We start from the raw sequence: 12,332 nt of genomic DNA, 5'->3' as shown, positions 1-12,332 counted from the left end.
ACAAACCGGGTCATGATTTTGAAATCATGACCTAATTGTTGCTGGCGACCGGTGCCACCAGCGAGGTGATGCGGCGGATGGCGACGCGGCGGTTCTCGCGGTTGGGCGCCGCCGTGTTGACCTTCAGATACTCCTCGCCATAGCCCTGTGTCGTCAGGTTTTCCGGCGGGATGCCGAAGGCATTGGTCAGAGCCTCCGCCACCGCTTCCGCACGGCGATCGGAAAGAGCGAGGTTAGCCTCCGGTGTGCCGACCGCGTCGGTGTGACCTTCGATCAGGAAGGTCTCGGCCGGGTTCTTCTTCAACAGCTTCTCCATGGCCGTCGCTACGCCCTCGAGCTTCTGCACCTCGGTGTCGGAGATGGAGGCCGAACCGAATTCGAAGTTGAGCGTGTCGAGATCGACGCGACGTGCGATGTCGCGCACGCGGGCCGAACGCTTGACCTCGTCGATCGAATAGAGGCGCTGGACCTTCTCGACCGGGGGCTGTTCGAGGAACTCGTAGTAGTCATCGGGGCTCTCGACGTCCTCGGAATCGAGAATGTATTCCCGGCGCGGGATGGTCAGCCGCATCGGCGGCAGGTCGTCGCCGGGATCACGCCAGTCGCTGTCATCTTGATAGTGCCGCTCGTCGACATAGCTCAGCACATATTCGCGTCCATCCGGCGCGATGCGCGAACGCTGGATAACGTCGCCATAGCGGTTGCGGATGGTGACGATCCGGACACCGTTGTCACGCTCGACGATTTCCCGGGTGCGATCGCCCGACAGATCCTCATAGTAGACTTCTTTGGCACCGCGGGTGACGCGCGGGGCGTCATTGCTCTGGACAAATGTCTGGTTGTTGAACTGCAGGATGACGCGATCGCCGAGTTTCCTGACGACGTCGACGCCTTTCGGACGCCGACGATCGCGGGCGATCTCATCGGGCGCACGCTCTACGCGCGTGCCCTTCTCCTCGGTCACCGGGACGATCTTCTCGGGCTTGATCTCCTGCTGTGCGGCCCTGTCGTCGGTGGGCGGCGGACCCTGGTCGACGGGAGCAGCCACCGGCTTGCGGCCCTGATCGCCACCTTGCTGGGCATTTTGCCCGCCATTCTGCTGCTCGCCATCCTGCGGGACGATCTTGTCGCCCTGCTTGCGTCCGCCTCTGCGCTCGGCGTCCTTCTGGCTGTCCAGGATGGGGGCGGCGTTTGGATCAGCCGGTGCTTCGCCCTGCACCGGGTTTTCGCCCTGTGCCGGTGCTGCCGTCTGACCATTGGCCGGTTGTTCGCCGGTGGCGGGTTGTTCGGCCGTCGCCGGCTGCTCGCCAACAGGTTTCCTGCCGTGCTTCTTCGTCGTGTCCTGGGGCTGCTCGCCTTGGGCCGCCGGCTGCTCGCCGGCAGGGGCCGTCGCCTCTCCAGCGGGAGCTTCCTTCGGCGCCGGGGCGACTTCAGGTTGGGCTTGCTGATCCTGCCTGTTCTTCTTGCGCGGCTGGGCCTGTTCGCCGGGCTGATTGTCGTTGGCCGGCGCGACCTGTTCGGCCGGCGTCTGCTCGGTCTGCTGCTGCTGATCACGCTTCTTCCTGCGCGGCTGCTGTTCCCCTGCGGGTGCTGCCTGTTCGGCCGGCGCCTGCTCGGTCTGCTGCTGCTGGTCACGCTTCTTTCTGCGCGGCTGCTGTTCCCCTGCGGGTGCTGCCTGTTCGGCCGGCGCCTGCTCGGTCTGCTGCTGCTGGTCACGCTTCTTTCTGCGCGGCTGCTGTTCCTCTGCGGGTGCTGCCTGTTCGGCCGGCGCCTGCTCGGTCTGCTGCTGCTGATCACGCTTCTTCCTGCGCGGCTGCTGTTCCTCTGCGGGTGCTGCCTGTTCGGCCGGCGCCTGCTCGGCCTGCTGCTGCTGATCACGCTTCTTCCTGCGCGGCTGCTGTTCCTCGGCGGGAGCGGCCTGTTCGGCGGGCGCCTGCTCGGCCTGCTGCTGCTGGTCGCGCTTCTTCCGGCGTGGCTGCTGCTCCTCGGCGGGCTGCTCGCTCTGGGCAGGCGCGGCCTGCTGTTCAGGCTCGGCCTTCTTGCGCTCGTGTTTCTGTTCGGGTTCCGCCTGCTGCTTCTGCGCGCAGGCCTCGGCCGATTCGCCCTCGGCGCATGCTGCTTGCGCCAGGATGAATGGGGTTGCCGTGCGCTGGGCAAGACCGGACGCGACACTTCCCTGAAGCGGGAACGCGCCCAACGGCGCGGATGCCATCAACAGGCCAAGTGCGGTGCCTGCCAGAATCCGTGGTTGGCGTTTCATCGAAATTCTCCTTGTGGGGTCCCATCCTTGCCGAAACCGATCTTGTGCCGATTGGTTCCAGTCTGGCACGGATAGAGGCCGTACGGGGCGATTGACCGACCTTTTGAAGGCAACTTCATGTCATTCACCTGGCGATAGCCGCAATTGCGACCATTGCCGCGCTTGACCTTGCCCGCGGCTGGGGCCACATCCGGGAAATGGAAACGCCATTCTGGAAAACCAAGGCGCTGGAGGCGATGAGCCCGGCCGAGTGGGAATCGCTGTGCGACGGCTGCGGTAAATGCTGCCTGTCAAAGCTTGAGGACGAGGACACCGGCGAGATCTACTGGACCAGCGTCGGCTGTCGGCTGTTCGACGCCGAGACCTGCCGCTGTTCGGACTACGCCAACCGGCTGGCGCGCGTTCCCGACTGCGTCGGGCTGACGCCGCAGAATGTGCGAACCATCAGTTGGCTGCCCAGTACCTGTGCCTATCGGCTGGTTGCCGAGGGCCGCGACCTCTACTGGTGGCACCGGCTGGTGTCTGGCAGCGCCGAGACCGTGCATGAAGCCGGCATCTCGATGCGCGGCCGGGTCAAGGCGAGTGAAACCGATCTTGCCGAGCCGGAAGACTATTTTGACTATGTGCTGGACGAGGAGCCGTAGGACCAGCCGCGGCGAGCAACAGCCCTACGTTCGAAGGCATTTGGCCAATCCGCGGGGGGTCGGAATCGGGCGCCGAGTCAGGCATTCCGGCCTTCACCAAGGGCTGGGGAGGATGGCGAATGGCCGGAACTTCCTTCTTCCCGCCATATGAACCGGAGATGAACGGCAGGTTCGTAAAGAGTTCAGACAGGCAAGCGCATTCTCCCCCCATCGGTTCACGAGGACGGGCGAAGGCCCGCAAAAAGGAGAGACGACGATGTTCAACACGATCAAGACGGCAGCCCTTTCGGCCCTGGTCGGTCTCGGCACGCTGGCGGCCGTTCCCGCCCACGCCGACAGCCTCTATCTCGGCTTCGGCAACAACAACGACCCGCGTTTCGGCGTCTATACCGGTGACGACGGTTATCGCCATCGCCGTGATGAACGCCGCGGCGACTGGCGCCGTGGCTGCTCGCCGGACCGCGCCCTCGACAAGGCCGAACGCATGGGTCTCCACCGTGTCCGCATCGTCGACGTCAACCGTCGTACGGTGAAGGTGGCGGGCCGCCAGGACGGCGACCGTGTCGTGGTGGTGTTCGCCAATGAGCGCGGCTGCCCGGTTATCTATGGCTGAGGTTCGACAATTAAGGCCGACCCTCTTTGAGGGTCAGCCTGGCAGCATGATCTTTAGCAAGATCAGCTGGGACTAGCGGAGCCCCTTTCCGGTTGAAGGGTGTGGCTCGAAAAACCCCGCGGGAGCAATCCCGCGGGGTTTTTCATGCGTGCTATTGGCTGGTGATGCATCGGTGGCTGGGCAAGACCAGCCACGGATCCTCAGAGCCGCTTACTTCAGTTCGAAGGTGACGGTCACCTGGACATTGTAGGAATTCTCGCCGGCCTGCACGGGAGCCGCGCCACCCGCCGCGGCATCGAAGGCCTTGGCGTTGATCGGCATCGGCGCCGGCGCAATGTTCTGATCTGATATCTCGAGCACCCGGCCGAGGCTGGCGCCTGCGGCCTCGGCCAGCGTCTTGGCCTTGGCCATGGCGTTGGCGACCGCCTTCTTGCGCGCCTCGGTGACCGTGGCTGCCGGGTTGTCATTGGTGAAGGCGATGCCGCCACCCTGGTTGACGCCGAGCGACACCGCCTTGTCGAGGATCTCGCCGGTCTTGTCGACATCGCGCACCCGCACCGAAAGCGTGTTGGTCACCTGATAGGCGACGAGTTCGGCTTCCTGGCTGCCGTCCGGCTTGTTGGTGTAGTTGTAGCGCGGGTTGATCTGGATGCCGGCGGTCTGCAGGTCCCGGTCCTTGATGCCGGCGGACTTCATCGCCGCGATCACGGCGGCCATGGCGTCATTGTTGGCGTCGAGCGCGGCGCGCGCGGTCTTGGCCTCGCGCATGACGCTCAGCGTCAGGACCGCCAGATCGGGGGCCACGGTTGCTTCGCCTTCGCCCGACACGATGATGCGGGGCGGCGTCGGCAGATCGGTGGCTCCAGCCATCGCCGGAAAAGCGATTGCAGCGGCGAGCGCGAGAGGCAAAAGATGTCTGGTCATGAAAATCTCCTTGGTCTGCGATCAAGTCGCAGACGTCGCGTAGAGCGCGATTATGGGTTGATTTGGGCGATCTGGGGAAGCCCGTCGGGAAAGCCTTGTGCCGCGATGCGAAAAACATTAATCCAGCCCGCGTGGGGCCTGTAGCTCAATGGTTAGAGCCGGCGGCTCATAACCGCTTGGTTGGGGGTTCGAGTCCCTCCGGGCCCACCATAACCTTTGATTTTGTTGCCAAAAATCGCCCTGGGCCCAAAACGTTTTGGGCCCATTATGGGCCCAAAGCAAAGACCACGGTCCCGGTTTGTTCCGACTCGATTTGATTATCTGACGATGCGCAGGTTTGCTCGCCGCTTCATCGCGTCGCGTTTGGCCTCGCGCTCGTTGATGGCACGGGCAATATCAACTGCGATCCGCTTCTTGTTGGCCTCGCGCACGTAGTCATCCGTTACCGCCATGGAGGAATGGCCCATAGCCTCCATTATGGCCCGCGCTTGGATGTTGCATTCAGCGAGGTAAGTGCCGAAGGTGCGGCGCAGGCCATGGAGCGTGTAGCCGCTAGGAATTCCCGCCTGCCGCGTCCAGTGCTGCATCATGCCCGACAGGCTCTTTTCTGAAAACGGGTTGCCATAGCCGTTCTTCAAGACGGTTCCCCCCTTCGAGCGGTCAAGCGGATCCAGCGCTGCCGCCAGCTTGTCTACGACTGGGATGAACATCTCGCGCCCGCCGTGGCGGTTGCGGTTCTTCTTCTGTCGGAAATCAAAGGCCTCGATTAGCACCAGCGAGCCATCGAACAGTTCAATCTCTTCGGTTAGAAGATCATCCCACGCAAGCGCAGCGATATCGCCGCGACGATTTCCAAGCCAGAAGCCGAGTGCGTAGCAGGTGCGTGCGGCTGTCCCGACGGGGTGTCGCTCCTCGAACCTTTCGCGCATCGCGATCGGCCAGGCCGGGTTCTTGGTCGATTTGGGCACTCGCACGCGGATGGACAACGAGGGATCGTCCTGCGGCTTTATCCATTTTTCGATGTCGGTCGCGACCCATACAAGCTTCTTTATGGCCACCAACATGTGTTTGGCGACCGAACGGTTTGTTCTGAAGATGCCTTCAATTATGGCGCGAAGCCGATCCGCGTCGAGGTGTTCGACTGGCGTTTCGCGCCACGTCAGCGGATAGGCAGGATCGACCTTCAGGCTGAGAAAGCGCTCGATCAGTCGCGCATTCTTCCGCTGCGTTGCTTCATCAAAATCCAGCCACTCCATCGTGGTCTCAAGTCGACGCGCGGCATGGCCAAATGTTTTTGGCAGTGCCCGACCGGGCAAATCGATAATAACAGCATTCTTATGTTGGCCCTGCGTGGCATTCTCGTAAGCCACCTCGAACTCGGGATCTCCTGGCTTACCGGGAAGTTGGATTTCAGGCATGCCTTTTGCACGGTAGCGGTAAGTTAGCTTGCCATTCTTGATACGCGAAGAGATCCCAGGATAGCGCGCATCCTTAAAGGGCCTAGCCATCAACGTTCCTTCCAGACTTTCTCCGCCGGTGATCAGCTCGCGGGGAGTTCTCCAGCATCGCTTGCAGCGAAAGGGTTTTGCTTTCGATTGCAACGCGCAGGAGCAGAGGGTAGGGGAACCCTCTGCCTTGCTCTATGCCTTCAAAGGTGCGCTTTGGTATTCCCAGCGCCCTGGCCGCGGCTTCGGCAGTGACCCCCCCCTTTGCCCGCCAGGCTTTGACTTCTTGCGCAAGTTTCTCATTCTCGTTCACGTCATCCCTTCCGCACGAGCTATCAGCGTACTACGTCTACAGCGTATACGCAACAAGCGTATTATCGTTTTTCAACGTCCCGTTTGCTTCGTTCCAACAGCTCTTGAAGGCCGGTATCTTTGTCCGGCAACGAGGTGAAAGCAATATCCAGTGCGACACGATCCCAGACAGCGCGGCTGTTGATGCGCTTGGGCTGGGGCATCCGACCATCGGCGACCATCTCGTCAAAAAGCGTCGATCCGACACCGATGTAACGAGCCGCTTCCTCACGAGATAGCCCTCGTGGGGCATACGAGATTGCGTCACTCTTCATGGACGCTGCCTCGGTCCTGGCAATCCAGGCGAGTTGGTATCGAAGCGCAAAAGCCACATCCTAGTTGCCAATTCGTAGCGAGGAGATCGTGTTGGGCTAAAATAAGAAAACCCTCGTCAAGCGGAACCGGCCTGACTAGTTCGTTCGGCGTAAATTGGCAGCAACGTGTGAACGGGGTGCATTCCGGCAGGAGCGCAATCCATAGGCAAGTCGGCGGAGGGGTTTTCGCTGAGCTGGCGATCAACGACCCACTACTCTGGACGTCGCGTTCGGGGCCGGGAGCGGACTGATTGGTTCTGGCGAGCGATCATGGGCTAGCAGCCATACCGCTCCCGACCTCCCTACGGTCGACGGCTGCGCTGGTCTCACCAAAAACGGCCACCAGAATAGGCTTGCTGATATTTCAGATCAATTGCGGACATTTGCAGACGTTCGCGCCCGATACGCCCTAGTCCGCCCTGGAAACCGGGATCAGGGCGTTTCCATCTCGGAAAATTTCAACTAGGTGCACGTTCTTGAGCCCGTCCCAATATCGCGGATTTATGTGCTCGAAGACGATCATCTGGAACTCTTTTCCCATTTCATTTGCGGTGGAGATGAACTGGTCCAAAAGCTCCAGTGCCAACTTGACCTTTGCGACATCGCTTTGGTCGACGTCCTTCTCGCCCTCCCCATCCTTCCGATCATCCTCGCCCCAGTAAGGCCTCGAGAACTGATCAATAATCAGGAACGGTGCCACGTGAATGCCGTCGTTCCGCATAACTAGTTCATGCAGGCCAAGGAACAGAAACAGGTGAAGGAACATGTGGTTGGAACTGCTGCCCACGTTCTCGGTCGATGCTGTTCTGGGCTTGCGCAGATGAAGCTTCTTTTCCGAATAATTGAAGGCGGAACGATATTCGCCATAGTTCCCCAGCGCTGCCTTCGTTAGAGAAATATAATCCTGGATTGCTTCATCAAGGGCGCTGTTGAACAGCTCTTGCCGATCGTTGACAGGTGACACAGCGAGATCTTCGATTTCAGCTGTCAGGTTTGCGATCAACTCGCTGTTGTCTGTAACCTTTTCTGACTCTAGATCGCCGTACAACTCAAGCTTGGCCTTCGTTTCGCCGATGAAGATATACTTATCTTTATCGGTCTCGAAGCTCTCCATCTCGGCGGGAAGGGCTTGAAGGTCTTTTTCGAGCTTCTCGCGCTGAGATTCCAATGCCTTGATAATTTCGGAGATGTTGCTGTCCAACGGCGTCTTTCTCGCAGTAGCGTCTTTAATCTGCTGTAGACCCTCGGAAAGGTTCCTGAGGATGTCCTCGAATACGGATGTCCGAACCGTCTCCTCGTAGTTCCTCATCAGATATTCAACGGGCTGGAGGCTATCCGCTGTCTCCTTGAGGGTCACCTTATGATTTCCATACTCCGAAGCGAATTTGCGAAGCCCCCTGATCTTTCGAGAAACTCGGTATAGCTGCGAAGAAATTTCCTCATACTGCGCGGACACATACAGATCGGGGCCACTCTCCCGCTCCGTCACCATTCGCTTCAACGCGGTGACTGAAGCATCCGCGTCTGTATTGTCGGCGACTAGTCCATACCCCTTCGCCCGCGCGACGGTTTCAGCCAATTGGGCGTTAAACTGATCGCGCTTTTCCTGCGTTTTCGCGGTCAGTTTTTCAAGGCGGGCGAGGCTTCGCTCCAACTCCGTCCGCTTCTCTCGCTTCAGTATGTTCTCGACCGTGTCGATCCCCACAGCAATGTCGAATATGCGCGGTAAGGCCTCTTGGTAACGAGGCTCGTTCTGCTTGTCGAAAAACTGATCGCTATGCGTGATTATATCTTGAGAGATCGTGTTGAAGAGCAGGAAGTATCGCAGCGACACCCTAGAGCCGGTTTGCAACGTTCTCCCGCCAAAAGGAATTTTGACGTCTTGGTCGATGCCGAAGTCAGCGCTCAATTGCTTCTTCAAGACGCTTTCGCTGATATTCGGTATGGGCACGGAGTCCGGCACCTCCCCTATTGACGAGAAGTAGTAATCAGACGATGTGGTCTTTCCTGCCGGTGCGCGTCTCGCCAGCGTATAGACCTTATCGTTCACATGAATACGCAGTCCGTACCAGGCGACATTTTCGTTGATAATGCTCTCAGAAATACGATGCTTGCTCGCGAACATGCAATAATCTACGATATCCAGGATGGCGGTTTTACCAGTGTGGCTGTCTCCGGTGATCACATTCACCTTGTTCGGCAAGAACCTAACGGACCTTCTTTGTTCGGTATTGAGCCACAGGTACAGGCTTTCGATGTAGAATTTCATAGCTCGATCCTCGCATTGAGGTAGAAAATTTCAGCATTGCCAGAAATCAGGGCAGCTATGTTTGATGACGCGCGCTTAACGCGCTCGGCGCGTTTGCCCATTGATGCGTCGAAGGGTAAGTCAGACGCTACCACCGCACCGTGGTCCTTCAATTGAAGCACGCCCATCTCATACAAAAATTGCAGGGCATTGACGGTCGGAGTAAGCGACGCAAGGTATCGCTCATTAAAATTGTAGAAGAATTCGATGTTATCGATCAGATACTGCTCAAAACTTGCAAATCTGAATCGGCCGTTGGCAAGCTTTGTTACCATCTGACGATGCGCCACAACTGGCAAGATCAACGCAATTTGGGGGATCGTTAGAAATCCCGCCTCTTTCAGCACAGAGGAGATCGCGAACGCATTGATCCCGAGATTATTGTAATATGAACTGAACTTCACTTGTAGCGGTCTTTCCAGTCGCTCAACCAGCCAATCACCGGTCGATCAGAGAGATCGTAGAACCCGCCATGACTCATGGGTATCGGAAGCTCCTGCGAAGCAAGCGTCAGTTTTCTCTGCCGCAAATCTCCGACAATCGCACGGGCAGATGCGCCCTCATCACCAGTTGACTGTTGGGCTGAGTAGGCCTGAAGGAACTTGCCTTCCCAAATGACGGAAGCCTCTTCCTCCAAATCGTCAATATCGGATTGGGTGATATCCCCGTCTTGGATCAGTCGTTCCATATTATCGCGAAAGTGCAACCGCCTGGTGGTGAACTTCGTATGGAACTCAACGTTATCCTCTGAGATGTCATTGATATCCACCAATTGCTTGATGAACGTCTGGTCGAGTAGACTGTCCGGCAAAACAGTCGGAAATCTTCTGAAAAGCAGACCGCCGCTCCGAGCTTTATCGAAATATCGTCGGTATTTCTGGGTGAATTCGTCAAAGCTGATCGTGATTTTCTGCCCTGCCTTGACGGTGGCATAGGAATTTTGCCGTACCTCTGAGTCGATGGCGTGAAAAACGTCGTCAATACGTGATTGGTGTATCTGCTTCTCGGCGATGGACGCTCTGCATAGGTTGATGATTTTGTCCTTCCCCAAAGCGAACGACAGGTGCTCAAAAAAGCTCTCTGACACGGCGGCGTCGAGTGAGAGCACGTCATCGATGTAACCTTGAATCACCTGGTCTTTGCTTTTCGCCTTGAGCAACGTGATCTCAGCGACAAGCTCAGCATGACTTTTGGTGCTAGCCTTGAAGGTTTCAATGGATATCAGAAGGGCATTTTTGTCATTTTCTGACTTGTTGGATGCGAGCAGGAAGCTAGTCTTCTTAAGAAATGCAAGCTGAGAATCCACCGACGCCCGTTCATCCGCCGGGTCGATGATCAATTTGCACCAGTTCGAAATCGATTTCCAAAGATCGCTGTCCAACGTCGTAAGGTTGATAGGAGCGCCATGTGCACTCGTCTGAACTGTGTGCTTCAGCTGGACAAGTAGATTAGTGCCGTCTGGACGCTCGATATGAACATCATCTAAAACCTCCAAGCCCACAACTTGGCCAATTTTTAGGTTCAGCAGCTCATTTAGAAAATAATAGTACTGGTAGTCGAAACCAATTGATTTATCTTCCGCACTAGTCGTATCGACGCGCGACCTTCCGCTCATGGCCTACCAACAGGATTCGAGAAAACACGCTCCAAGTAATTACGCCGACACCTAGCAGCTGCCAATCGCTATTTCAATGTACTAACGATAGGATTTGGAGCTAAGATCGATATCAATTTAAACGATTCAATCGCTGATTTCGCCTTCTCGGGTATTGAGAAGGAAGATCTGGAGATTCTTGCTCGGTTGAATAAATCTCGTCCCGTCCGGAACCGGCAGGAATCTGGTACTTTCTGTCCAACTCAGCCTGTGCGGAGGTGGCGAGTATGTCCGCTTTCAGGTGAAGGTTCCGACCGTCCGAAATGACCGGTAAGAGGGCGCAAAGCTCACTTTTACCTCCCGCCATGCGGGCTGAATTCGGGTCAGAATGCTTGGGCGCCACCGGAAATTGGGCAGTGTTGATGCGCCCGAAGGTGGGAGGAATCACCCTCTCAAGGGTTCAGTGCAGTGGTATGGCGCTTCAATCACTCTTCGCCCTGGTCAATGGGTCGCCAGACCATAGGTCGGCCAGTTTTAGCGGTCTCCGATCGCCGGCAATTTGCACCCGCGCGTTTTTGCTCGCAAGTTCTTCCAGATAATCGGCCCACCATTGCATCATCTTTACGCGCTCTTCCCAGTGCTCTGCCCGGGCGTAGGCGCGACGAACGTCGTTGTTCTCAACATGGGCCAACTGCCGCTCTATGGCGTCCGGATGCCACTTTCCGCATTCGTTCAGCAGAGTTGATGCGGTTGCTCGAAAACCGTGCGCGGTAGCTTCTTCCTTGCCGTACCCCATACGGCGAAGGGCCGCGTTAAGCGTGTTGTCGGAAATCGGACGCAAGCCCGATCGAACACTAGGAAACAACAGCGATCCACCACCAGAGATTCGTCTAAGTGAGGTTAGGACCCCGACGGCCTGCCTGGAAAGTGGTACGCGGTGCGGCCGTCTCATCTTCATGCGCCCTTCAGGGATGCTCCACACCGAGCTTTCGAAATCGAACTCGTCCCATCCGGCTGCACGCAACTCGCCGGGGCGGGGAAACAGCAGGGCCATCAGCTTCAGGGCGGCTCGGGTTGTAGGCTGTCCGTCAAAGGCATTGATCGCCCTCAGCAAGCCTCCCAAGGCCATAGGATCGGTAACCGCGGCACGCGGCTTGACCGTCGGACCGACGAGTGCGCCCCTGAGGGCGACCGTCGGATCTAGATCGGCGCGTGCGGTTGCGATTGCATATCGAAACACGCTGCCAATCGTGGAGCGCAGTCGCCTGGCCGACTCGTATCGACCGCGATCCTCCACGCTGCGGAGAGCGGCAAGAATTGTAACCGGATCGATCTCCCGAACGCATTTGTCCCCAAACGTTGGATAGGCAAAGTCGAGCAACCATTTGACCTTGGTGATGGTCCGGTCGGCACGTCCCTCCTTCTTCAGCTTGTCGACATAATCCTCCGCGATTGATCGAAAGGTGTCCTCTGCCGAAGCCTTTTGCAACTTACGCTCCAGTGCGGGGTCGATGCCACGTAGGAGGAGACGTTTGGCGGTATCGCGCGCCTCGCGTGCCTCAGCGAGGGAGATGAGGGGATAGCTGCCCAACGCCAGAAGCTTCTGCTTGCCGCCAAAACGATAGGCGAGGCGCCATAGGCGAGATCCGGTAGGCTGCACCCAAAGCTGGAGCCCGCCACCATCGGTCAATTTCACGAGCTTGGAAACGGGTCGGGCATTTCGGCATTTTACGTCGGAAAGGGCCATTTTCGGGACCTCCATTTGGCTCATCGATACCATCAGGATCTCCAATACCAGCGAAAATACCAGCCCTCTGCCTCGTTGGACCAACTACGCCGAAATTCCACAAAACCCGACCAACCGCGCCTTGCGCGCCAA

11 protein-coding genes and 1 tRNA gene are annotated in these 12,332 nt (G+C 58.0%); 3 read left to right on the top strand and 9 right to left on the bottom strand.

Going from position 1 to position 12,332, the window contains the following annotated elements; all coding sequences use genetic code 11:
• Positions 1-31: 31 nt before the first annotated feature.
• On the bottom strand, positions 32-2,260 hold the full coding sequence (locus A4R29_RS21725; protein ID WP_063172862.1) for an OmpA family protein: 2,229 nt from the start codon (positions 2,258-2,260) through the stop codon (positions 32-34).
• Positions 2,261-2,457: 197 nt separating this feature from the next.
• Here A4R29_RS21725 and A4R29_RS21720 point away from each other — a divergent pair, with 197 nt between their 5' ends.
• Positions 2,458-2,904, top strand: a complete 447-nt coding sequence (locus tag A4R29_RS21720) for a YcgN family cysteine cluster protein (RefSeq protein ID WP_013530173.1) — start codon at positions 2,458-2,460, stop codon at positions 2,902-2,904.
• A 256-nt stretch (positions 2,905-3,160) separates the two neighbouring features.
• Positions 3,161-3,517: a hypothetical protein gene (locus tag A4R29_RS21715; protein WP_063172861.1), complete on the top strand. Its 357-nt coding sequence runs from the start codon at positions 3,161-3,163 to the stop codon at positions 3,515-3,517.
• 210 nt (positions 3,518-3,727) lie between these two features.
• On the opposite strand, the gene A4R29_RS21710 is transcribed toward A4R29_RS21715, so the two are convergent.
• Positions 3,728-4,441, bottom strand: coding sequence for an SIMPL domain-containing protein (locus A4R29_RS21710; RefSeq protein ID WP_013530175.1), 714 nt, complete (start codon positions 4,439-4,441; stop codon positions 3,728-3,730).
• A 134-nt stretch (positions 4,442-4,575) separates the two neighbouring features.
• Here A4R29_RS21710 and A4R29_RS21705 point away from each other — a divergent pair.
• Positions 4,576-4,651: transfer RNA gene (locus A4R29_RS21705), tRNA-Ile, on the top strand.
• Positions 4,652-4,758: 107 nt separating this feature from the next.
• Here A4R29_RS21705 and A4R29_RS21700 read toward each other — a convergent pair.
• The 7 genes from A4R29_RS21700 to A4R29_RS21670 form a co-directional block, all read right to left on the bottom strand.
• A complete protein-coding gene (locus tag A4R29_RS21700) occupies positions 4,759-5,949 on the bottom strand; it encodes a site-specific integrase (RefSeq protein WP_063172860.1) in 1,191 nt (396 codons plus the stop codon).
• Entirely contained in the window at positions 5,942-6,199 is a 258-nt protein-coding gene (locus tag A4R29_RS21695; RefSeq protein WP_063172859.1) for a helix-turn-helix domain-containing protein, read from the bottom strand. Before A4R29_RS21695 ends, A4R29_RS21700 begins: the two co-directional genes overlap by 8 nt.
• 61 nt (positions 6,200-6,260) lie before the next feature.
• On the bottom strand, positions 6,261-6,512 hold the full coding sequence (locus A4R29_RS21690; protein ID WP_013530177.1) for a helix-turn-helix transcriptional regulator: 252 nt from the start codon (positions 6,510-6,512) through the stop codon (positions 6,261-6,263).
• A 448-nt stretch (positions 6,513-6,960) separates the two neighbouring features.
• The gene (locus A4R29_RS21685) at positions 6,961-8,820 is read right to left on the bottom strand and encodes a DUF3732 domain-containing protein (RefSeq protein ID WP_063172858.1); all 1,860 of its coding nucleotides are present in this window, start codon (positions 8,818-8,820) and stop codon (positions 6,961-6,963) included.
• A complete protein-coding gene (locus A4R29_RS21680) occupies positions 8,817-9,263 on the bottom strand; it encodes a three component ABC system middle component (protein WP_063172857.1) in 447 nt (148 codons plus the stop codon). Before A4R29_RS21680 ends, A4R29_RS21685 begins: the two co-directional genes overlap by 4 nt.
• A complete protein-coding gene (locus A4R29_RS21675; protein WP_063172856.1) occupies positions 9,260-10,474 on the bottom strand; it encodes a hypothetical protein in 1,215 nt (404 codons plus the stop codon). Before A4R29_RS21675 ends, A4R29_RS21680 begins: the two co-directional genes overlap by 4 nt.
• 460 nt (positions 10,475-10,934) lie before the next feature.
• Complete coding sequence (locus tag A4R29_RS21670; protein WP_063173775.1) at positions 10,935-12,200, bottom strand: tyrosine-type recombinase/integrase; 1,266 nt, start codon at positions 12,198-12,200, stop codon at positions 10,935-10,937.
• Between the last annotated feature and the right edge of the window lie 132 nt (positions 12,201-12,332).

The organism is Mesorhizobium ciceri biovar biserrulae (assembly GCF_001618845.1).
Lineage (GTDB): Bacteria > Pseudomonadota > Alphaproteobacteria > Rhizobiales > Rhizobiaceae > Mesorhizobium > Mesorhizobium ciceri.
The sequence above is the reverse complement of the archived record's forward strand: the minus strand, read 5'-3'. Positions and strand labels throughout refer to the sequence as shown.